The organism is Asanoa hainanensis, assembly GCF_900188485.1.
GTDB classification, from domain to species: Bacteria; Actinomycetota; Actinomycetes; order Mycobacteriales; family Micromonosporaceae; genus Asanoa; species Asanoa hainanensis.
The window spans coordinates 35558-56648 of sequence record NZ_FZPH01000021.1; the positions used below are offsets into that span (position 1 = coordinate 35558).

Here is a 21091-nt window from a genome sequence, read left to right on the forward strand (position 1 = left end):
GGTAAACCTATTCGGCGGCGGCCGGTGCGGCCACCTTCTCCGTCACCCGATCGGACAGCTCCCGCCAGGCGGACTCGGCCGCCCGCTGCTCGGCCTCCTTCTTGCTGCGGCCGTCGGCGCCGCCGTAGCGCTTGCCGGCCACCACGACCCAGGCGGTGAACGTCTTGGCGTGGTCGGGGCCGGCCTCGTCGATGCGATATTCCGGGACGCCGAGGCTCAGCGTCGCCGTCAGCTCCTGGAGGCTGGTCTTCCAGTCGAGTGCGGCGCCCCGGCCGGCGGACTCCGCCATCAGCGGGTCGAACAGCCGGTGGATCACCTCGGCCGCGGTGTCCAGGCCGTACTGGAGGTAGATGGCGCCGAGCAGCGCCTCCAGGGTGTCGGCCAGGATGCTGTTCTTGTCGCGCCCGCCGGTCGTCTCCTCACCCTTGCCGAGCAGAAGGTAAGGGCCGAGCCCGCCCGGGCCGAGCCGACGGGCCACGTCGGCCAGCGCCCGCATGTTGACGACGCTGGCCCGCAGCTTGGCCAGCTGGCCCTCCGGCAGGTCGGGGTGGTTGTTGAAGAGGGCGGTCGTGATCACCACGCCGAGCACCGAGTCACCGAGGAACTCGAGGCGCTCGTTGGTCGGCAGTCCGCCGTTCTCGTAGGCGTAGGACCGGTGGGTCAACGCCCGCTCCAGCAGGTCGACGTCGAACCCGATGCCGAACGCCGTCTCCAGCTGCGCGACCGGTGGTCGCCTGCGCTTGTCAGTCATGTGGTCACCTCGATCAGGTCGGCCAAAGCCGTCGCGATACGCGCGATCGCGTGGTTTCGGTGCAGGGTGGCGGCGAGGGCGAGGCCCGACGCGATGTCGTCGCCGGTCGCGCCGCCGTGACAGATCACGACGGTGCCGCACACTCCGAGCAGGGCGGCGGCCCGCGGCGCGGCGCCGCCCGGCGGTGGTCCGCCGGCCATGGCGTAGGCGCCCTCGATGCCTTTGAGCAGGACATTTCCGGTGAAGCCGTCGGTCACCACGACGTCGGCCCGCTCGCCGGACGAGACGTCGTAGCCCTCGACGAGGCCGACGTAGTGAGCGTCGCCGCAGAGCTTGAGGTCGGCCAGCATCGGGTCGGTGCTGCGCCGGGCGCGGTCGCCCTTGCCGGGCTCGGTGCCGATGGAGAGCAGGCCGACGCGGGGGCGGGCGATGTCGTGCACGACGCTGGCGTACGCGGCTCCGAGCAGGGCGTGCCCGGCCAGCGTGATCGGTCGCGCCTCCAGCGAGCCCCCGACGTCGAGCAGGGTCACGGGGCCGGCGATGGCCGGGATGGTGGCGAGCAGCGCGGGACGCCGGATGCCGGGCCAGCGGCCCAGGCTGAGCACGGCCGCGGTGACGATGGCCCCGGTCGCGCCGGCGGAGACGAGCGCGTCGGCCGCGCCCTCGGCGACGGCCAGGGCGGCACCGCGGACGGTGGTGTCGAAGCGGCCACCGCGCTGCGGCGGGTCGGCCATGCCGACCGCACCCCACAGGGCGCGCACGGAGACGCGGTGGCGATCGGCGGCCGGGATGGCCGCGATGAACTCGTCGGCCACCTCAGCGGGGCCGACGAGCAGGAGGCGCAGATCGGGATCAGCCGCGAACGCCCGCAGAGCGCCGTCAACCACGACGGCGGGAGCTCCGTCCCCGCCGAGGAGGTCAACGGCGATCCGCACGGCGACCGGTTCCAGGGAACGTCCGGGAACCGGGTCGCCGGGCGCCGACGCTGCCCGACCGAGGGTCGGGTGCGTCACGCCGAGATCAGACCTCGATGACCTGACGGCCGTTGTAGGTGCCGCAGACGCTGCACGCGGCGTGCGGCAGCTTCGGCGACTTGCACTGCGGGCAGGCCACGGTCGCGACCGCCGTGGTCTTCCACTGCGCCCGGCGCGACCGGGTGTTGCTCCGCGACATCTTGCGCTTGGGAACGGCCACGGTAGTTACTTCCCTTCACGGTTAAGTTCAGACAGCGCCGCCCAGCGCGGGTCGACCTGCTCGTGATTGTGGTCAGCGGGCAGTTCGTCGAGCAGTCCCCCACAGTCGGGGCACAGCCCGGGGCAGTCGGCACGGCACACCGGGTTGGTCGGCAGTGCCAGCACCACCGCGTCCCGTACCGCCGGCTCCAGGTCGATCAGATCACCCTGGACCCGGCCGATCTCGTCCTCGTCGCTCGTCTCGTCGGTGGTGCTGTGCTCGTAGGCGAACAGCTCCTGGATCGGGACGTCTTCGGAGTCGCTGATCGGGCGCAGGCAGCGGCCGCACTCGCCGGTGATCGGGACATGGACCGTCCCGGAGACGAGCACGCCCTCGGACACCGACTCGAGTCGCAGATCGAGACCCAACTCGGCGCCTTCCGGCACACCGATCATCTCCAGGCCGAGGTCGGACGGTGCCGCGACGACGCGCTCGACGGTGCGCATGGCACCAGGGCGCCGTGGCAGTTCTCGGGTGTCGAGAACCAGCGGGGCGCGGGGGTCGAGGTTGTGCTGCGTGTTTTTTGGCATAGTCAGACTCCGGCCTGTCGAGGCCGACATGCCAGGTTACCCGAGGCGTGACGGCCGAGGCCAATCGGGCCGGCAACCGGTCAGAAGGGCAGTGGACGTTCGTTTTCCTCGCCGACGAAGGTGCCGATCTCGCGCAGCGCGTGCATCTTGTCGCGCCCTCGCTCGATCGAGGCTAGCGCGCGGGTGAGGAACTGCTCGAAGTTGGCGAGCGCGGTGTCGACGTAGTCGTCGACCTCTTCCCGGAGCCGCTGCGCCTCGGCCCGCGCCTCGGAGATGATCCGGGCGCCCTCGTGCTCGGCGCTGACGGTGATCTCGTTGACCGACACCAGCCGGGCGTGCTCGGCCTCGCCCTCGCTGATGATCCGGTCGGCCTCGCGCTTGCCGGCGTCCATGATCTTGTCGCGCTCGTCGAGGAGCGCGGCCGCGCGCCGCAGCTCGCTGGGCAGGTCGGCGCGGAGCTCGTCAAGCTTGGCGATCATGGGACCGCGATCGACCATGGCGCTGTTGCGCGACATCGGGACCGCGCGCGCGTGCTCCACAATCGCGATGATCTCGTCGATCTGCTCGAACGGATCCACCGCACTCTCCTGTCATCTTCGGCCGGCGGCCGGTCGGCTGCTCCATCCATGATGCGGCTCGGAGGCGACACCGGGCCCATTCCGGATCGGCGCGTCGCCCTATGTATCGAGGGGCCTGCGCACCCGGTATCGAACCACGACGATCGGTTGGCCGGAAGGTCAGTGCACTCCCTTGGCGGCCAACCGGTCCCGCAGAGCATCCAGGACGTGGTCGGGCACGTGCGCCGACACGTCACCGCCCCATTTCGCCACCTCTTTGACGAGGCTGGACGAAAGGAACGAATAGAGCGGGTTGGTCGGCATGAACAGGGTCTCCACGCCGGCGAGCCCGATGTTCATCTGCGCCATCTTGAGCTCGTAGTCGAAGTCGCTGACCGCCCGCAGGCCCTTGACCACGACGGCCGCCTGCACGGTCCGGCAGAAGTCGACCAGCAGGCCCTGGAAGGACTCGATCCGGACGTTCCCGTAACCGCCGGTCGCCTCGCGGAGCATCTCGATGCGCTCGTCGACGGTGAACAACCCGGTCTTCGACTGGTTGATCAACACACCGACGATCACCTCGTCGAACAGCCGGCTCGCCCGGCCGATGATGTCCAAGTGACCATTGGTGACCGGGTCGAACGATCCAGGACACACCGCACGCCTCATGATCGGCGACCGTACCAAAGCGTCGTCTCCCCGTAACGGCGGCTGCGCACGGACGTGACCCCTTCCACCTGCGGCGGCGGGCCGCTGCGGGACGAGCGCTCGAAAACCAGCACGGCGTCCTCGGCCAGCCAGCCGCCGTCGACCAGTGCGGTCGCCGTCGCGGCGATCTCCTCGTCGATCACCGCGTACGGAGGGTCGGCGAAAACCACATCGTAGGGCGCGCCGTCGGGCCCGCGGCCGAGGACCGCGGCGACCCGGTCGACGACCAGCCGGGCGGCGGGCTCGGCGCGCAACGTCGTCAGGTTGGTCTGTATCGTCCGCGCGGCGCGGCCGTCCGACTCGACCAGCAGCACGTGGGTGGCACCCCGGGACAGCGCCTCCAGCCCGACCGCGCCCGAGCCGGCGTAGAGGTCGGCGAACCGGGCGCCGTCGAGGTCGACCATCGAGTCGAGGCTGCTGAACAACGCCTCGCGTACCCGGTCGGAAGTGGGCCGGGTGCCCGCACCCGGCGGTGCCGTCAACCGGCGCCCGCCGAGCGTGCCCGCGACGATGCGGGTCATGACTGCCTGCCCATAAACGTGCAGGCTACTCGGCCGGCCGGGCGGCTGCCGCGCCCGCACCGCGACGTTCGGGGATCAAGAGGTGACCGGGCGTGTATCAACAATCACGAATCAATATCACCATCCTTAGGTCTTGCTGATAGCGGCGTGTCCCTTTTAGAAACCGCTAAGGTCTCCGCCTGTGTCGACTGCCGCCCAGTTGGCACACGACGGCGAGGCAGACGACCCGGGGCCCGACTGACCACACTCGACGGTGGCGACGGGGTGTCTCGACCGTGTCCTGAAAAGCCCCAATCTGTCAGGAGTACGCGTGTTCCACATCCCATCCGTAGTGCGGCGACCGCTCGCCGTCGCAGGGGCCGCGGTCGTCGGTCTCGCCGCAGCGGTCGTCCTCGGCGGCTCCCCGGCGAGCGCGCACCACCCCGTGGTCACCGGCGACGCGACCTGTGTCGACGGCAAGTGGCAGGTCGAGTGGAAGGTCGCCAACAGCGAGACCGACCTCGACGGTGACATCGTCAGCGCCACCTTCACACCCACCTTCGAGAGCGACACCATCAAGGCCGGCGCCGTCCTGCCGAAGTTCCAGGGCGAGGCCAGCCTGCTCAAGGCCACCCAGACGCTCGACATCAGCGTCACCAAGGCTTCGCTGAGCGTCGAGGCGCACTGGAAGCGCGGTCGCCAGAACATCACCAAGACCCAGGGCGCGACCGTCAACATCCCCCGGGGCGGCTGCAAGACCTCCAAGCCGGCCGTGGCGTTCGCTGACGACTGCGCCGGCCAGGTCACCGTCGTGGTGTCCAACGGCGAAGAGGCCACCAAGGATCTCCGCTACACGATCGTCGTCGGCGACGAGAAGGTCTCCGAGGGCACCGTCGAGCCGGGCAAGTCGTCCGAGCCGTTCGTGGTGCCGGGCAACGAGGACGGCACGCCCGTCAAGGTCGTCGTGAAGAGCAAGGACAAGGTGATCGGCGAGCACGAGTGGACCGGTCCCGAGGGCGGCTGCGAGCCCGAGATCGCCGTCGAGTCGACCTGTGACGACCTGAGCATCTCGGTCACCAACCCGCCGGAGGGCCTCGAGTTCGAGGTCGTCTTCACCCCGAGCACCGGCGAGCCGCAGACCATGAAGGTGGAGAAGGGCAAGACCTCGACGGTCACCTTCCCGGCCTCCGACGGCCTGACCGTGACCCCGAGCATCGGTGAGGACAAGCTCGACGCGATCGCCTGGGAGAACCCGGGCAACTGCGAAGAGGACACCCCGACCCTGCCGGTGACCGGCGCCAACGCCGGTGCGATCGCCGGTGGCGCGGGTGGCCTGCTGGTCGTCGGTGCCGCGGTGTTCTTCTTCGCCCGTCGTCGTCGCCTCCGGTTCACCGCCTGAGGTTCTGACTAGCTAGACAACGCGAGCGCGCCACCCCTCGTCACGAGGGGTGGCGCGCTTGTCTGTGTCGACTGACACGTTGCCGTCAGCGAACCCCGGCTCTGACCTAGGCGTCCTTATTCTGGTCGGGTCGATCTGGGGGGAGCTCGTAAAACCGTGTCCACATCTGCGACCAGAACCTGGGAGGGCATGACCATCCCGAGTGCCGGTGTCTACAAATTGGACCAAGCGCACAAACGGGTGGGCTTCCTGGCCCGACACATGATGGTCAGCCCGGTCCGGGGCGAGTTCCGGGAAGCCAGCGCGCAGATCGTGGTCGGCGAGGATCCGCTGTCGTCGTCGGTCACCGCGGTCATCAACACGGGCAGCCTGACCACACACAACCCGGACCGCGACACCCACCTGCGCAGCCCCGACTTCCTCGACGTCGAACGCTTCCCGCTGATGCGCTACCGCAGCACCGGCATGTCCTGGAAGGGCGCCGACGACCCGATCTTCCTGTGGGCCAGGCTGCGCAACAACAAGCTCAACCGCCGGGTCACCGGCCCCGAGCCGGCGCCGGGACCGGTGCGCTTCACCCTGCACGGCCAGCTGACGGTCCGCGACGTGACCCGCGCCGTCGACCTGCGCGTCGAGTGGGGCGGCGCCCGCCGCGACCCGTACGGCCAGGACATCTTCGGTTTCAGCGCGAGCGCCGAGATCGAGCGCGAGGACTACGGCCTGCTGTGGAACGTCGCCCTGGAAAGCGGCGGCGTGCTGGTCGGCAAGACGGTGCACATCGAGATCGCCGGCGAGGCCCTGCGCGCCGACTAGCTCGCGAGCACCCGCTGGTGGATCGCGGTGACCACCGACCGGGCCGAGACGAAGGCGCCGTCACTCCCTGGGCCAGGGCCCGCGCCTCGCGTTCGGCGTGCGGCAACGCGCTGTAGGTCCGCGCCGCGGCGCCGGTGTTGTAGTAGCCGACGACCAGGCCGCGGCGGCCGTGGAAGCCGTACGACGGGTACCAGATGTGCTGCAGGTCCAGGTCGGTCTCGGTGATGCCGCCGTAGATCCGGTCGTCCTCCTCCCACCACCGGCGCTTGTACTCGAGGCCGATCTTCCCGGCGGCGGTGACGCCGAACTCCGCCAGCGCCGAGGTGACCGGCGTGCCCAGGTTGTGCGGGATCCGCGCCATCAGGTGCGGTGGCAGCGTCGCGACGCAGAAGTCGGCGTGCAGCACCCGGACGGCCTTGCTCTGCCGGTAGGTGACGGCCACCGACGAGCCGGTGTCGGTCACGTCGGTCACCTCGGCGCCGTTCTTGATCCGGTGGCCGCCGACCGCCCTGCCCAGCGCCTTGGGGATCTGGTCCATCCCGCCGACCGGCTGGAACATCAGCATCGCCTGGTCGTAGCCGAGCTCGAAGGAGAAGTACCGCCCGACGTTGCTGGCGAAGACGTCGGCGAGCGCCGCCGGCCCGGCCAGCGGGGTGTCCTCGTCGTTGCCGGCACCGGGATAAGCGGCGAACCCGCGCCGGCTGCCACCCGCGTAGGCGAAAGTCGAGCCGAGCGACCCGTACGACCGCAGGAACGTCATCAGCCTCTCCTTGTCGGCCGTGGTCAGCGCGGCGTCCAGCGCACCCTGGTTCGTGGCCTTGGCCAGCAGCTCCGAGACGTAGCCGAAGACGTCCGCCTTGGCGGTCCGGAAGCGCACCGGAGCCGTCATCCCGGCGGACTCGTTGTAGATCAGCGCGTCGGCGTTGGCGTTCGTGAACACCTCGATCGGCACGCCGAGCCCGCGACAGTAGTCGAGGGTGACCATCCACTGGGCGAGCCGGCCCGGGCCCGCGTTGAGGTAGACGCCGTCACCGAAGCGCGCCTGCTGGGTGCGCCCGTCGAGGTCGGTCTCCGTCGTGCCCCGGCGCACGGTGAAGTTGCGCCCGCCGACCACGTCGCGGGCCTCCAGCACGGTGCAGTCGTAGCCGGCCTTGCCCAGCTCGTACGCTTTGGCCGGACCGGCGATGCCGCCACCGAGGATGGCCACCCGGGCCCGGCCGCGCCCGGTCAGGTGGAAGTCGGCCGGGCTGGGCGCCCGGTACGCGGGAGCCGCCGCGGCGGCGGTCGGTGCGAGGCCGAGGGCGCCCATGGTCGCGAACATCGCGCCCGCTCCCCCGCTGATCCCAACGGCCTGCAGCGCTCTTGCTTTGCTACAGACCCAATTCCATACGTCAGGCCGAGCCGGCGCAGCCCGCGGGTGGGGTGGCGAGCTTCGGGACGGTCTCGATGATCGGGTTCGAGAACACGATCGCCCACTGGCCCGCGGCCTCGTACGCCTTCGGCACCGTGACCTGGATCGTGACCTCGCGGTCGACGGTCGTCAGCACCGTCGCCTCCGGGGTGACCACGTCGTGCCAGCAGACCTTGTCGAGCAGGCTGACCAGGTCGGTCTGCGGGAAGGTCGGCGCCGGGACGCCGCAGGCCAGGGTGATCGCGGGGTCGCCGTAGGCGGCGTTCTGCTCCGTGCCCGCCGTCACCGGGCGTTGGGCCCGGTCACGCAGGGCCTGCGGCAGTTGCGAGAGCAGCGCGCGGCAGAGCGTGGTCGCGCGGGGCGTGAGCGCCGGCGCGGTCATCGTCACCGGGGACGTCGCCTGCGGCGCGGGTGCGGAGGTGGCCGGCGCGGCCTTCGGCTCGTCAGGCGAGAAGCGCCAGAACGACAGCAACACGACGAGTACGGCCAGGGGAACGGCAACCGCGGTCGCGAGGAGCGCGGCCTGGCGGGTCGAACGGTCCACTCAGAGATGCACCACCGAACAGGTGATCGTGCGGGTGATTCCGGGTACGAGCTGGACCCGGGAAACGATCATCTTCCCGAGCTCGTCAAGGGTGTGTGCCTCGGTCAGGGCGATGACCTCGTAGGGTCCCGTTACGGCGTCGACCCGGACGACGCCCGGAATATCCGAGATTGACGCGGCCACGTCACGCGCCTTTCCGACCTCGGTCTGGATGAGGATGTACGCCTGGACCACGACCCGTCTCCAATCGCCGCCAACGGCACGAGAAGTGAAACTACCGCAACGGAGCAGGCACCGAACCCGGAGGTTACTGGTGAGTGTGGCCCGCACGGGTGAGTTCGGGCTGATCGCCCGGGTCACCGCTCGGCTTCAGCCCGGCGCCAGCACGCTGCTGGGGCCCGGGGACGACGCCGCGATCGTCTCCGCGCCCGACGGCCGCGTGGTCGCGTCCACCGACGCTCTGGTCGAAGGTCGCCACTTCCGTCGCGACTGGGCCAGCGGGGTCGAGATCGGGCACCGCGCCGCGGCGGCCAACCTGGCCGACATCGCCGCGATGGGCGCGACGCCCACGGCGCTGCTGGTGGCGCTCTGCGCGCCGCCGGGCCTGGACACCCGGTGGGCCGAGGACCTGGCCGACGGGCTGGCCGCCGAGGCCGCCCTGGTCGGTGCCGCCGTGGTCGGCGGTGACATGGCCGGTAGCCCGACCCTGACGATCGCGGTGACCGCGCTCGGCGACCTGGCCGGGCGGCGGCCGGTGACCCGCGACGGGGCCCGCGCCGGCGACGTGGTCGCACTCTGCGGGCGGGTCGGCTACGCGGCCGCCGGATACACCGTGCTGAGCCGCGGCTTCCGCACCCCTGTCCTGCTCGTCGACGCGTACCGGCGGCCGAAGGTGCCCTATTCCGCCGGTCCGGCGGCCGCCCGAGCCGGGGCGAGCGCCATGCTCGACGTCTCCGACGGGCTGCTCCAGGACCTCGGGCACATCGCGCGCGCGAGCAAGGTGTCGATCGACATCGACCGCGGGGCGTTCGAGGTGCCGCCGCAGATGCGGGACGCGGCACAGGCGCTCGGCGTCGACCCGTACCACTGGGTGCTCGGCGGTGGCGACGACCACGCGCTGGCCGCGACCTTCCCACCCGACCGGACCCTCCCGGAGGGCTGGCGCGAGATCGGCCGGGTCAGCGAGGGTACGGGCGTCACGGTCGACGGCAAATCGCCCAAGGGCCCGCTCGGCTGGGACCATTTCGCTTCCTAGGGCCTGGAACGGGGAACCTCGATGGGGCGTCGTGGCAAGTAGGGGTATGACCACGACGACCACGGGAGCCGACCTCGGCGCCGACCCGGCGGATCTGGCCGGCATGTTCACCGCCTACGGGCGCGAACTGCTGCGCTACTGCACCCGCCGGGTCGGCGAGCATGTCGCCGAAGACGTCGTGGCGGAGACGTTCCTCGTCGCGTACGAGCAGCGGTTCCGCTATGACCCCAGCCGGGGTGGTGTCCTGCCGTGGCTCTACGGCATCGCGACCAACCTGCTGCGGCGGCACCGGCGCACCGAGGTCCGCGCGCTGCGGGCGCTCGCCGACACCGAGCCCGGGCCGGACGCGGCCACGGATCGGGTCGACGCCCAACGCACCGTTGCCAGGCTCGCCGCCGTGCTCGCCGGGCTGCCCCGGCGCCAGCGCGACGTGCTGCTCCTGTTCGCGGTGGCGGAGCTCGACTACGCCGAGATCGCCACGGCCCTCGATATCCCACCCGGCACGGTCCGGTCGGCCCTGCACCGGGCACGCGCGAAGGTTCGCGCCGCCCTCACCCCTGAAGGAACCGTTCCCGCTGAAGGAGATGTGCCGTGAACCGCGCCGATCCCGACCTCATCGCCGTGCGCGACCTGCCGCCGGGCACGGTCGAGCCGACCGACGAGTCCGTCTCCCGCACCTGGCACACGATGACCCGCCGCCAGGCGCCGCCCGCCCGGTCCCGGTTCCGCCGCCTGGTGCCGGCGGCGGCCGCGCTGGTGGTCGCCGGCCTGGCCACGACCGGCGTGGTGGCCCTCCAGGGCGGCGGCAGCGACCCGGGCGTCAGTGTCGGCAGCGCACCGAGCTCGCCGCCGAACCCCAAGGGTGGGGAGGTGTCCCACGGGCCCAAAGGCGGCGGTGGCAAGAATCCGTCGCCGGCGGTGGGCACGCCACTGCCGCTCGGCGCCAGCAAGCCGATCAACGCCAAGCAGTCGCTCGACCGGCTGGCCGCCAAGGCCGCCACCTCGAAGACCGAGACGGTTCGGCCCGACCAGGTGATTTACACCCGGATGTACGGGGTGAGCTCGACCGACAACATCGGTGACGCCGCACCGCCGGTGCTCGGTGCGGACGAGACCGAGCTCTGGTTCGCACCGGAGGGCATGACCGCCGTGGCGAACATCCGCAACGGCGTCGACCGGGGCGGAAGCACCGACCCGAGCACGCCGGTGGACAAGCCGTCGATCTGGCAGCCGACGCCGGAGTGGCTGGCGGCCCTGCCGACCGACCCGGCGGCGTTGCGGGCGGCGCTGCTGGAGGGCATCGGCGGGAACGACAAGCGGAGCGACGACAGCCTGCTGGCCAAGGAGATCGGTGAGCTGCTGGTCAGCTCCGAGACACTGCTGAAGGCCGACGTCCGGGTGGCGATGCTCAAGTCGATCAAGAGCTGGCAGGGGCTGTCGGCTCGGGAGACCGTCTTCGACGGCCGGAAGCTCTGGGCGATCCGACAGACCGAGCGGGGCCGCTTCGACGAGCTGCTCTTCGACCCGGCCACGGGGCGGGCCGTCGGGCGGGCGTCGGGCACGGACAGCACGGTCGACTACCAGGTCCTCTGGACCCACAAGATCGTGGCGAAGGCAGGTGACCGATAGCGGGAGTGATCGTCGCTACAGCGGCGGCGGCCGGTCACCCACCGGTCGCCGCCGTACCGTCGTGTCCGTGGAACATCTCGACATCAAGCGCCTGCCGTTCACCGCGCCCGAGTCGGTGGCGCTGGTCACCGAGCTCATGATCGACCTCGGCGCCCGCTACGGCAGCTCGGGCGACGACACCCCCGTCGACCCGACCGACTTCTCCCCGCCCAACGGCGACTTCCTCGTCGCGTTCCTAGACGGGGAGCCCGTCGGCTGCGCGGGCTGGCGCGTCCACGGCGCCGAGGAGGCCGAGCTCAAGCGGATGTACACCGCGCCCGCCGGCCGCCGCCGCGGGGTGGCCAAGGCCGTCCTGCGGGCGATCGAGGACTCCGCCCGGGAGGCGGGGCGCAAGCGGTTGATCCTGGAGACCGGCGACAAGCAGCCCGAGGCGATCGCGTTCTACGTGGCCAACGGCTACGAGCGGATCCCGGATTTCGGCTACTACCGCGACTCGCCGGGCGTGCGGTCGTACGGCCGCGTTCTGTGAGCACAGCAAGCCGCCGGGCCCTGTCAGGCCCGGCGGCTTGGTGAAAGTACTCGGTCGCGCCGTCAGGCGCGCGTGACCTTGCCCGCCTTGATGCACGAGGTGCAGACCTGCATCTTGCGGGTGTTGCCACCACCGGCCGGGGTGCGCACCGTCTGGATGTTGGGGTTCCAGCGGCGGTTGGTCCGCCGGTGCGAGTGGGAAACGTTGTGGCCGAAGCCCGGCCCCTTGCCACAGACGTCGCACACGCTAGCCACGGGTTACTCCTGGGATCTGGTCGCCTTGGGGGTTGCTGGTGGGTCCTCGCCGACCAGGCAACCTGTCGAGAATACCCGACCCCTGCCGCACCCGGCGAATCGGCTCCCACCGCAGCGCGCGGCGGGGTTGACTGGAGGGCGGGAGGTCGTCATGAGGGTACTGCTCGCGGGCGCCACGGGCGCCATCGGGACGCCGCTGATCCAGCGGCTGGTCGCCTACCACCACGAGGTCATCGGGATCACGCGGCTGCTGGCCAACACCCGGCGGCTGGAGGCGTTCGGCGCGAAGACGCTGGTCGCCGACGTGCTGGACCGGGAGGACCTGCTGCGCGCCGTGTCCGGCCTGTCCGCCGACGTGGTGATCCACGAGTGCTCCGCCCTGACCCGTCCCCCACTGCGCTTCCACGACCTGGACAAGACCAACGACCTGCGCACGATCGGCAGCGCCAACCTGGTGGCCGCGGCGCGGGAGGTCGGCGCGAAGCGCTTCCTGACCCAGTCGATCGTGTACGGGTACGGATACGGCGACCACGGCACCAAGGAGCTCACGGAGGCCGACCCGTTCGGGGTGCCGGCCGAGGGCCCGCTCGGCCCGATCATGGACGCCTTCCACGAGGCCGAGGCGACGGCGTGCGAGACGCCCGGGCTGGAGGGCATCGCGCTGCGGTACGGCCTCTTCTACGGCAGCGATCCTGGGACAAAACGGATGATCGACGCAGTACGCAAGCGGCGCTTCCCGGTACTCAAGGGCGGCGGCGGCGAGGTCCCGATGGTCCACCTGGACGACGCGGCATCGGCCACCGTGGCGGCGATGGAGAAGGGCCGGGCGGGGAGCGCCTACAACATCGTCGATGGTGTCCCGGTGACCTGGGGCGAGTTCCTCGACGAGGTGGCCAGCCTGGTCGACGCCAAGCCGCCGATGCGAGTGCCGGCGCCGGTGCTACGCGCGGCCGCGCCTTACGGCTACACGGCCATGACCACCTCGATGCGCGTCTCCAACGACAAGGCCCAGAACGAGCTTGGGTGGACGCCGGCCGTCGTCGACTACAAACAAGGCCTTCGGATGGTGGCAACGGAATAGCTCAGGTAGATCAAGATCTAGATCGAGTTCAAGATCTGGTCCCGGGTCCGTCGTGGGCACGACCGTTGCTCCCGGGGACCGGGCCGGGCCCGAGGGGGCCCGTCCCTGCCAGGTCCGCGGTCGGAAGGTCCGGAAGCTGAGGGCTGGGCGGCGCCCGGCCCGAGGGCTACCGCGTGATGGTTGTTCAGGACCGGATCCTCCGACCGTGCCCGACCCGTCACCCCCGGGGACCGGGCCGGGCCCGAGAGGCCCGTCCCCGCAAGGCCCGCGGTGGGAAACGCGGAAGCTCAGGGGTGGGGCAGGGGACCGCACAACGCCGTCACCCGGACCTGCACGTCGGAGACGACCTCGGCGCCGCCCGGGGCTACAGCCACCCCCTTCACCGCCCAGGAGAACGACACCCATACGTCACCGACGGGTTGGATGGACGGCATGGCGCTCGATCGGCACCCAGCCCGGGGCCTACCGCGTGATGGTTGTTCAGGACCGATCCCCCGGCCGTGGGCACGACCGTTACCCCCGCGAACCAGGCCCGGGCCTTGGCGGCCCGTCCGTGCAAGGTCCGTGGGGCGAACGCTGAAGCTCAGGGTTCGATGGGCGTCCGGCCCGCGGCGTACCGCGTGATGGTTTCCAGGACTGAGTCCGCCGGACGGTCGCCGAACGTCAGCGACGCGTGCAGTGGTGTGCCGTAGAAGCGCTGGAGCACGTCGAAGACGTCGACGTTGGGGTAGGACCGGAGGTGGAACTCGCGCGGGTTCCGTGGCGCGACGCAGATGCGTTTGTCGAGGGCCACCCGCCGCACGTAGATCCGGTCGATCGCGGCCCACGGCACGAAGACGGCGGTGAACTGCGGGCCCAACCGGACGAAGCCGCGCACCCGTAGGCTGACCCAGATGCCCTCCGGGTTGATGGCCAGGGTCGGGCCGCGCCGTGCGTTCGTCGCGAGGTAGACGAACAGGATCAGCAGGGCGGGCAACGCGGCCAGCGCGACCGGCAGCAGGAGGTAGTCGCCGATCAGCAGGACCTGGAGGCCTCCCACGACCACCATGGCACCGACCCAGTAGAGGCCGAGCCGCACCAGGTTGAGGCTCAGCTCGAAGGGCTGGCCGGCCGGGATCCGGCGCGGTGCGGCGGTGGGCTGGTCCAACGGGAGTTCGTAGCCGGCCATCGTGTCGCCTCCGATCGGAGATCCATGGACATGGTAGGTCCCGACCGCAATGCGTGGTCTCCCGCGAACCGGCAGTCAGTCGATCCGGACCTGGCCCGCGGAGAATTGCTCGATGGCGGCGAGCACCGCGGGCGCCGGCCGATCGCCGAACGTCAGCGACGCGGTGAGGACGCCGCCCTGGAACAGCGCCGAGGTCAGCCCGAGGGCGGCACGCGGGTCACGGGGACGCACATGGAACAGGCGCTCGAAACCGCGGCGCGCCACGTACACCCGCTCGATCGCGGCCCAGGGCAGGAAGACCGCCTGCCTTCGGTTTCGCCGCCGCCGGATCCAGACGCCCGCCGCGTTGACCGCGAGCACCGGCCCCGAGGCCTCCCGATAGACCTGGACGCCGGCGACGACCGTGAGGACCACGAACAGGACGAAGACCGGCCCGCCGGTGCCACCCTCCGCGAACGTGGCGGCGCCGACCAGGCAGAGGATGAAGAGCAGGATCGCGGCCGGCGGGAGGATCCGCTTGCGGAGGTCGAGCCGCAGCACGAAGGGCTGGTCGTCTGGGACTCGGTCGGCCGTTTCGACCGGGGGTGGCGGATAGGCGGGAGTCGTCACGCGAGCCTCCGGGGGTAGGCCGATCTTGGCGCCAGGCTAGGACCGTCGCGCCAGACCCGCTGTCCCCCGAGCCGGGATCGACGGAGTTGTCAGGCCCAACCGATAGGCTCGGGGCGTGTTGGAGAGCCTCGACGCCCCGGCGCTGCGCCGCTGGTGCGGCGGTGCCCTGGCGGCGCTGCGCCGCCACCAGAGCGAGATCGACGCGCTCAACGTCTACCCGGTGCCCGACGGCGACACGGGCACCAATCTCGTGCTCACGCTGACCTCGGCCAACGAGGCGCTGGTCTTCGACCCGATCGCCGAAGGCGACCTCACCCCACACGGCCAGGTGTTGCGCCTGATGGCCCGCGGCGCCCTACTCGGCGCCCGAGGCAACTCCGGCGTGATCATCTCGCAGATCCTGCGCGGCCTGGCCGACGCCACGTCGCCCCTGACCGTGTTCGACGGGCCCGCCCTCGCCCGCGGGCTGCGGGCGGGCGCGGACGCGGCCTACGGCGCGGTCGCCGAGCCGGTCGAGGGCACCGTGCTCACGGTCGCCGCGGCCGCCGCCACCGCAGCGGAGCACGCGGCCGCGAGGGCCGGCGGTGCCACCGGCGACGCCGGCCCATCGGCCGAAACCGCCGCGCCGCCCTCCCGCGCGAACGCCGGCAACGCCGAACCGCCCGCCGAAGGCGGCGCGCCGCCGGGCGGCGGTCCCGCTGGCGAAGCCGGGTCGTTGGCCGACGTGGCCCGGGCCGCGGCGGCCGCCACCGCCGCGGAGCACGCCGGCGGTGCCGCCGGCGACGCCGGACCGTTAGCCGAAGACGGCGCGCCGCAAGGCGGCGATGCCGCTGGCGAAGCTGGGTCGTTAGCCGCGGTGGTGCGGGCCGCGGCGGCGGCCGCCGCCGAGGCGTTGGCGCTTACGCCCACCCAGTTGCCGGCGCTGGCCCGGGCCGGCGTGGTCGACGCCGGTGGGCGCGGCCTGTGTGTGCTGCTCGACGCTCTGGCCGAGGTGGTGACCGGCGAGGTGCTGGCCGAGACCCGGCTGTTGCCCGCCCCGCGGGCCAGGCGGCCGCTGGTCGCCGCGCGGGAGAGTGGCTCGGCCGACTTCGACTACGAGGTGCAGTTCCTGCTCGACGCGCCCGAGCCGGCGGTCGAGAAGCTGCGCGCCCGGCTCGCCGAACTCGGCGACTCGCTGGTCGTGGTCGGCACCGGCGAGGGCGACGAGTCCACCTGGAACGTGCACGTCCACGTCAACGACGCCGGCGCGGCGATCGAGGCCGGCGTCGAGGCGGGTCGGCCCCACCGCATCACCGTCACGCGCTTCGCCGACCAGATCGGCGCCGGCGGGCCCGACCGGGCCGCCGTCGTGGTGGCCGCCGGCGAGGGCATCGCGGAGCTGTTCGCGAGCGAGGGCGCGGCCGTCGTCGGCGCCAACCCGTCCACCCGCGAGCTGCTGGCGGCGATCACCGCCACGGGCGCCGCGCACGTGGTCGTGTTGCCCAACGACCCCAACACCCAGACCGTCGCCGCCGCCGCGGCCCGGGAGTCCACCGCCGCCGTGCGGGTGGTGCCGACCCGTTCGCCCGTGCAGGCCCTGGCCGCGCTGGCCGTGCGCGACCCGGCGCGCGAGTTCGACGACGACGTCATCGCGATGGCCGAGGCCGCCGGCGCCTGCCGTTACGCCGAGGTCTGCCACGCGAGCCGCGACGCGTTGACCGTCGCCGGTCCGTGCCGGCGCGGCGACGTCCTCGCCCTCGTCGAGGGCGAGGTGCACCTGATCGGCGCCGACCTGGCCGAGACCTGCCGCGACCTGCTCGACCGGCTGCTCGGCGGCGGCGGCGAGCTGGTCACCCTGATCACCGGGGCCGACGCGCCGGCGGGGCTGGCCGACGGGCTGGTCACGCACGCCGCTGTGCACTGGCCGTTCGTCGAGGTGCAGGTCTTCGCCGGCGGGCACCCGCACTATCCGCTGCTGGTGGGTGTCGAATGACCACGCTGGCGGAGCCGCTCAAGAAGGTGCTCGGCGACAAGACCGCCAAGGCCCTCGACAAGCACCTCGACCTGCGTACCGTCGGCGATCTGGTCTATCACTTCCCCCGCCGCTACGACGAGCGTGGCGAGCACACCGACATCCGCTCCCTGTCGGTCGGCGAGGACGTCACCGTGCTCGGCCAGGTGCGGCGGGCCACCACCCGGCCGATGCGGCAGCGCAGCGGCCGGCTGCTCGAGGTGCTGGTCGAAGACGGCACCGGCGGCCTGCTCACGCTGACCTTCTTCAACCAGGCGTGGCGCGAGCGCGACCTGCGGCCGGGCCGGTGGGGGCTGTTCGCCGGCAAGGTCACCGAGTTCCGGGGCAAGCGCCAGCTCAACGGCCCTGACTACGTGCTGCTCGGCGACGAGGGCGAGGCCTCCGAGGAGATCGAGGAGTTCGCCGGCGCGCTGATCCCGGTCTACCCGGCCGCAGGTGCCGTGCCCACCTGGACCATCGCCCGCTGCGTCCGGGTGGCGCTCGACACGCTCGCCCCCGTCGACGACCCGCTGCCGGCGACGGTCCGCGCCGGCCGCGGCCTGCTCCCGCTCGACACCGCGTTGCGCGAGATCCATCGCCCGGGCTCCCGCGAAGACCTGCACAAGGCCCGCCGCCGGCTCAAGTGGGACGAGGCGTTCGCGGTGCAGCTCACCCTGGTGCGGCGCAAGGTGCGGGCGACCGCCCTGCCGGCCCGCCCGCGCCCGGCCACGGCCCAGGGCGTGCTGTCCACGTTCGACACCCGGCTGCCGTACGAGCTGACCGAGGGCCAGCGGCGGGTCGGCGCCGAGATCGCCACCGACCTGGCCACCACCCATCCCATGCACCGGCTGCTCCAGGGCGAGGTCGGCTCCGGCAAGACGGTGTGCGCGCTGCGGGCGATGCTCCAGGTGGTCGACTCCGGCGGGCAGGCGGCCCTGCTGGCGCCCACCGAGGTGCTCGCCGCGCAGCACCACCGGTCCATCTCCGCCCTGCTCGGCCCGCTGGGCCGCGCCGGGGAGCTCGACGGCGACCCGGCCGGCACCCAGGTCGCCCTGGTCACCGGGTCGCTCGGTGCGGCGGCCCGGCGCGCGGCGGCGGCCGAGGTGGCCTCGGGCGCGGCCGGCATCGTGATCGGCACCCACGCCCTGCTCTACGAGAACGTCGAGTTCAACGACCTCGGCCTGGTGGTGGTCGACGAGCAGCACCGGTTCGGCGTCGAGCAGCGCGACGCGCTGCGCGCCAAGGCCGACCAGCCGCCGCACACGCTGGTGATGACCGCGACGCCGATCCCCCGCACAGTGGCGATGACGGTCTACGGCGACCTGGAGATCTCGATCCTCGACCAGCTCCCCGGCGGCCGTTCGCCGATCGCCTCCCACGTCGTGCCGGCCGCCGACAAGCCGGCCTTCCTCGACCGCGCCTGGCGCCGGCTCCGCGAAGAGGTCGACGCCGGCCACCAGGCCTACGTGGTCTGCCCGCGGATCGGCGACGGCTCGGCCTCCGACGCCGACGAGCCGCCGCCCGACGACGACGGCACCGCCCGCCGGCCACCGCTGGCGGTCACCGAGGTGGCGCCGCTGCTGGCCGAGGGCCCGCTGCACGGCCTGCGGATCGGCGTGCTGCACGGCCGGCTGCCCGCCGACGAGAAAGACGCGGTCATGCGCAGCTTCGCGGCCGGCGACCTCGACGTGCTGGTCGCCACCACCGTGGTCGAGGTCGGCGTCGACGTGCCCAACGCCACCGTGATGATCGTGATGGACGCCGACCGGTTCGGCGTCTCCCAGCTCCACCAGCTCCGCGGCCGGGTCGGACGGGGCTCCGCCGCCGGGCTGTGCCTGCTGGTGACCGAGGCCGTGGAGGGCTCGGCCGCGCGCGAACGGCTCGACGCGGTCGCCTCGACCACCGACGGCTTCAAGCTGGCCGAGCTCGACCTGGAGCAGCGCCGCGAGGGCGACGTGCTCGGCGCGACCCAGTCGGGCCGCCGCTCCCACCTGCGGTTGCTCTCGCTACTCAAGGACGAGAAGCTGATCGGCGAGGCCCGGCAGGAGGCCATCGACCTGGTCTCCGCCGACCCGGAGCTGACCGCACACCCGCTGCTGGCCCAGTCGATCGCGCTGCTCGTCGACGAGGAGCGCGCGGAATACCTCGAGAAGGGCTAGCGTCCCCGGGCATGGATGACTGTCTCATCTGTGCCAAGCATCGGGGTCAGGGTCCGCTGGTCGGTCCGGAGATCTGGCGCGACGACCTCGTCGCCGTCTCGCACGGCACGCTGGGCGAGGGCGGCGCCCTGCTCGGCTACCTCTTCGTCGAGACGTTGCGGCACGTGGGGTCACTCGACGCCCTGACCGACGTGGAGGCCGCGGCGGTCGGCTCGGCCGCCCGCCGGGCCGCGATCGCGATTCGCTCCGAGCTCGACCCCGAGCACGTGTTCTCCGCCGTCATCGGCCGCGGCATCCCGCACTTCCACCAGCACGTCTTCCCGCGCCACCGCGGCATCCCCGAGGAGACGCCGTGGCACGAGAGCGCATACGCCCCCGAGGCGCCGCGCGGCGACCTGGCGGAGGTGACCGCTCTCGCTGACCGCCTCCGCCGGTATTTCACCGCCGTCTAAGAGGTCAGTGCAGGCCGCTGCCGCGCCGCAGCGCGGTGCGGATCAACCGGTCCACCAGCTTCGGGTACTCCAGCCCGCTGGCCGCCCACATCCGCGGGAACATCGAGGTCGCGGTGAAGCCCGGCATGGTGTTGATCTCGTTGAGCAGCACCTCGCCGGCGTCCGTGACGAAGAAGTCCACCCGCGCCAGGCCGGCGCAGTCGAGCGCCGCGAAGGTCCGCACCGCGTAGTCGCGCACCTGCTGGGTCAACGGCTCCGGCAGCCCGGCCGGGATGTCGTACTCGCACTGCTCGCCCAGGTATTTGGCCTCGAAGTCGTAGAAGTCGTGCCCCGCACCGGTCACCCGGATCTCGGCGAGCACCGACGCCTCCGCGCTGCCGCCGGCCTCGGCCTCCAGGACGCCGCACTCGATCTCGCGGCCCACGATCGCGGCCTCGACCAGCACCTTGGGGTCGATCTGGCGGGCGGTCGCGACGGCCGCGTCGAGGTCGGCCCAGTCGGAGACCTTGGTGATGCCGTACGACGAGCCCGCCCGCGACGGCTTGACGAACACCGGCAGCCCGAGCCGCTGCTTGTCGGCCTCGCTGAGCGAGACACCGGCCCGCAGCACCACGTAGTCGCCGACCGGGATGCCCTCGGCCGCCGCGAGCTTCTTGGTGAACTCCTTGTCCATGGCGGCCGCGCTGGCGAACACGTTGGCACCCACGTAGGGAATGCCGGCCATCTCCAGCAGACCCTGGATGGTGCCGTCCTCGCCGTAGGCGCCGTGCAGCGCCGGGAAGACCACGTCGACGTCGCCCAGCGCGCTGAGCCCGGCGGACGGCTCGACCACCATCAGCCCGCGCGAGGTCGGGTCGCCCGGCAGCACGACGGCGGTGCCGGCGGCGGCGGTGACCTCCGGAAGCCGGGCACCCTCGATCGCGAGGGCGCTGGGATCACCGTCGGTGAGCACCCACTGACCCTCGCGGGTGATCCCGACCGGAATGACCTCGTACTGGTCGGGGTCCAGCACCCGCAGGATGCTTCCGGCGCTGACCGCCGAAATCGCATGCTCAGTGCTCCGGCCGCCGAAGACGACCGCGACTCGGATCTTCCTGGGTCTTGTCACGGTCAGGACCCTACTCTGCCGTGGCACGCGAGGCGGGCTGGTCCGGCGATCACGCTCCGTGCGCGCCGTTTTCCAACTGGCACCACGGGGAACACCCGGGCCCATGACGAAATGGGAGTACGCGCTGCTCGTCCGCCGGCGCATGGCGCGGGTCGACGCGGCCGGCTGGGAGGTCACCTTCCACTGGTACGGGCCGGACGGCTCGATGCTCGACGTCTCACCCTTCGGCGAGACCGCCCTGGCCCACCTCAACCGGGCCGGCGAGCAGGGCTGGGAGCTGGTCTCGGTGAGCGAGAACCCGAGCCTGGAGGGCACCAGCGAACTGCACCGCTACCACCTCAAACGGACGGCACCGGTGCCCGCACCCCGCGCGCGGCTCGGCGGCGGCTCGCGCGGGGTGCGCCGCCCGCG

At 72.0% G+C, this 21091-nt stretch carries 23 protein-coding genes and 2 pseudogenes; 11 read left to right on the forward strand and 14 right to left on the reverse strand.

What is annotated here, in order from left to right; translation table 11 throughout:
* Positions 1-7: 7 nt before the first annotated feature.
* From rnc to rsmD, 7 genes are all read right to left on the reverse strand, one after another.
* Complete coding sequence (gene rnc / locus CHC05_RS35205) at positions 8-751, reverse strand: ribonuclease III (protein WP_089254966.1); 744 nt, start codon at positions 749-751, stop codon at positions 8-10.
* Positions 748-1701 (reverse strand): phosphate acyltransferase PlsX, encoded by a 954-nt coding sequence (locus CHC05_RS35210; RefSeq protein ID WP_089255032.1) that lies wholly within the window; start codon positions 1699-1701, stop codon positions 748-750. The genes rnc and CHC05_RS35210 overlap by 4 nt, the downstream gene beginning before the upstream one ends.
* A gap of 70 nt (positions 1702-1771) precedes the next feature.
* Positions 1772-1945 (reverse strand): 50S ribosomal protein L32, encoded by a 174-nt coding sequence (gene rpmF, locus CHC05_RS35215; protein WP_089254967.1) that lies wholly within the window; start codon positions 1943-1945, stop codon positions 1772-1774.
* A 5-nt stretch (positions 1946-1950) separates the two neighbouring features.
* On the reverse strand, positions 1951-2514 hold the full coding sequence (locus CHC05_RS35220) for a YceD family protein (protein ID WP_089254968.1): 564 nt from the start codon (positions 2512-2514) through the stop codon (positions 1951-1953).
* A gap of 80 nt (positions 2515-2594) precedes the next feature.
* Positions 2595-3092, reverse strand: coding sequence for an SPFH domain-containing protein (locus tag CHC05_RS35225; protein WP_089254969.1), 498 nt, complete (start codon positions 3090-3092; stop codon positions 2595-2597).
* Between the two features lie 159 nt (positions 3093-3251).
* The gene (gene coaD / locus CHC05_RS35230) at positions 3252-3740 is read right to left on the reverse strand and encodes a pantetheine-phosphate adenylyltransferase (RefSeq protein WP_089254970.1); all 489 of its coding nucleotides are present in this window, start codon (positions 3738-3740) and stop codon (positions 3252-3254) included.
* The gene (rsmD, locus tag CHC05_RS35235; RefSeq protein WP_089254971.1) at positions 3737-4300 is read right to left on the reverse strand and encodes a 16S rRNA (guanine(966)-N(2))-methyltransferase RsmD; all 564 of its coding nucleotides are present in this window, start codon (positions 4298-4300) and stop codon (positions 3737-3739) included. Before rsmD ends, coaD begins: the two co-directional genes overlap by 4 nt.
* 310 nt (positions 4301-4610) lie before the next feature.
* On the opposite strand from rsmD, the gene CHC05_RS35240 reads away from it, so the two are divergent.
* Entirely contained in the window at positions 4611-5678 is a 1068-nt protein-coding gene (locus CHC05_RS35240; RefSeq protein ID WP_144022910.1) for an LPXTG cell wall anchor domain-containing protein, read from the forward strand.
* 189 nt (positions 5679-5867) lie between these two features.
* Complete coding sequence (locus tag CHC05_RS35245) at positions 5868-6491, forward strand: YceI family protein (protein WP_089254973.1); 624 nt, start codon at positions 5868-5870, stop codon at positions 6489-6491.
* 82 nt (positions 6492-6573) lie between these two features.
* Here CHC05_RS35245 and CHC05_RS35250 read toward each other — a convergent pair.
* The 3 genes and pseudogenes from CHC05_RS35250 to CHC05_RS35260 form a co-directional block, all read right to left on the reverse strand.
* Positions 6574-7812: pseudogene (locus tag CHC05_RS35250) on the reverse strand (flavin monoamine oxidase family protein); the annotation flags it as partial.
* 70 nt (positions 7813-7882) lie between these two features.
* Entirely contained in the window at positions 7883-8446 is a 564-nt protein-coding gene (locus CHC05_RS35255) for a DUF3515 family protein (RefSeq protein ID WP_089254974.1), read from the reverse strand.
* Positions 8447-8680, reverse strand: a complete 234-nt coding sequence (locus CHC05_RS35260; RefSeq protein WP_089254975.1) for an Lrp/AsnC ligand binding domain-containing protein — start codon at positions 8678-8680, stop codon at positions 8447-8449. It abuts the gene before it with no gap.
* Between the two features lie 79 nt (positions 8681-8759).
* Here CHC05_RS35260 and CHC05_RS35265 point away from each other — a divergent pair, with 79 nt between their 5' ends.
* The 4 genes from CHC05_RS35265 (at position 8760) to CHC05_RS35280 (ending at position 11859) form a co-directional block, all read left to right on the forward strand.
* Positions 8760-9701 (forward strand): thiamine-phosphate kinase, encoded by a 942-nt coding sequence (locus CHC05_RS35265; protein WP_245871379.1) that lies wholly within the window; start codon positions 8760-8762, stop codon positions 9699-9701.
* Positions 9702-9747: 46 nt separating this feature from the next.
* Entirely contained in the window at positions 9748-10296 is a 549-nt protein-coding gene (locus tag CHC05_RS35270; RefSeq protein WP_089254977.1) for an RNA polymerase sigma factor, read from the forward strand.
* Complete coding sequence (locus tag CHC05_RS35275; RefSeq protein ID WP_089254978.1) at positions 10293-11330, forward strand: hypothetical protein; 1038 nt, start codon at positions 10293-10295, stop codon at positions 11328-11330. Before CHC05_RS35270 ends, CHC05_RS35275 begins: the two co-directional genes overlap by 4 nt.
* An 82-nt stretch (positions 11331-11412) precedes the next feature.
* Positions 11413-11859, forward strand: coding sequence for a GNAT family N-acetyltransferase (locus CHC05_RS35280; RefSeq protein WP_245871386.1), 447 nt, complete (start codon positions 11413-11415; stop codon positions 11857-11859).
* Between the two features lie 62 nt (positions 11860-11921).
* On the opposite strand, the gene rpmB is transcribed toward CHC05_RS35280, so the two are convergent.
* Complete coding sequence (gene rpmB / locus CHC05_RS35285; protein ID WP_089254979.1) at positions 11922-12113, reverse strand: 50S ribosomal protein L28; 192 nt, start codon at positions 12111-12113, stop codon at positions 11922-11924.
* A 151-nt stretch (positions 12114-12264) separates the two neighbouring features.
* Here rpmB and CHC05_RS35290 point away from each other — a divergent pair, with 151 nt between their 5' ends.
* Positions 12265-13194 (forward strand): NAD-dependent epimerase/dehydratase family protein, encoded by a 930-nt coding sequence (locus CHC05_RS35290; RefSeq protein WP_089254980.1) that lies wholly within the window; start codon positions 12265-12267, stop codon positions 13192-13194.
* A gap of 583 nt (positions 13195-13777) precedes the next feature.
* Here CHC05_RS35290 and CHC05_RS35295 read toward each other — a convergent pair.
* Both CHC05_RS35295 and CHC05_RS35300 read right to left on the reverse strand, forming a co-directional pair.
* The gene (locus CHC05_RS35295; protein WP_089254981.1) at positions 13778-14362 is read right to left on the reverse strand and encodes a hypothetical protein; all 585 of its coding nucleotides are present in this window, start codon (positions 14360-14362) and stop codon (positions 13778-13780) included.
* A 75-nt stretch (positions 14363-14437) separates the two neighbouring features.
* On the reverse strand, positions 14438-14971 hold the full coding sequence (locus tag CHC05_RS35300; protein WP_144022911.1) for a hypothetical protein: 534 nt from the start codon (positions 14969-14971) through the stop codon (positions 14438-14440).
* 115 nt (positions 14972-15086) lie between these two features.
* Between CHC05_RS35300 and CHC05_RS35305 the strand changes: the two genes are divergently transcribed.
* The 3 genes from CHC05_RS35305 to CHC05_RS35315 are packed head-to-tail and all read left to right on the forward strand — an operon-like array spanning position 15087 to position 19572.
* On the forward strand, positions 15087-16943 hold the full coding sequence (locus CHC05_RS35305) for a DAK2 domain-containing protein (protein ID WP_089254983.1): 1857 nt from the start codon (positions 15087-15089) through the stop codon (positions 16941-16943).
* On the forward strand, positions 16940-19120 hold the full coding sequence (recG, locus tag CHC05_RS35310; RefSeq protein WP_089254984.1) for an ATP-dependent DNA helicase RecG: 2181 nt from the start codon (positions 16940-16942) through the stop codon (positions 19118-19120). The genes CHC05_RS35305 and recG overlap by 4 nt, the downstream gene beginning before the upstream one ends.
* An 11-nt stretch (positions 19121-19131) precedes the next feature.
* On the forward strand, positions 19132-19572 hold the full coding sequence (locus tag CHC05_RS35315; protein ID WP_089254985.1) for an HIT family protein: 441 nt from the start codon (positions 19132-19134) through the stop codon (positions 19570-19572).
* Positions 19573-19576: 4 nt separating this feature from the next.
* On the opposite strand, the gene CHC05_RS35320 is transcribed toward CHC05_RS35315, so the two are convergent.
* Positions 19577-20680, reverse strand: coding sequence for a D-alanine--D-alanine ligase family protein (locus tag CHC05_RS35320; protein WP_089254986.1), 1104 nt, complete (start codon positions 20678-20680; stop codon positions 19577-19579).
* A 103-nt stretch (positions 20681-20783) separates the two neighbouring features.
* Between CHC05_RS35320 and CHC05_RS35325 the strand changes: the two are divergent.
* Positions 20784-21026, forward strand: a pseudogene (locus tag CHC05_RS35325) (hypothetical protein); the annotation flags it as partial.
* Positions 21027-21091: the final 65 nt, after the last annotated feature.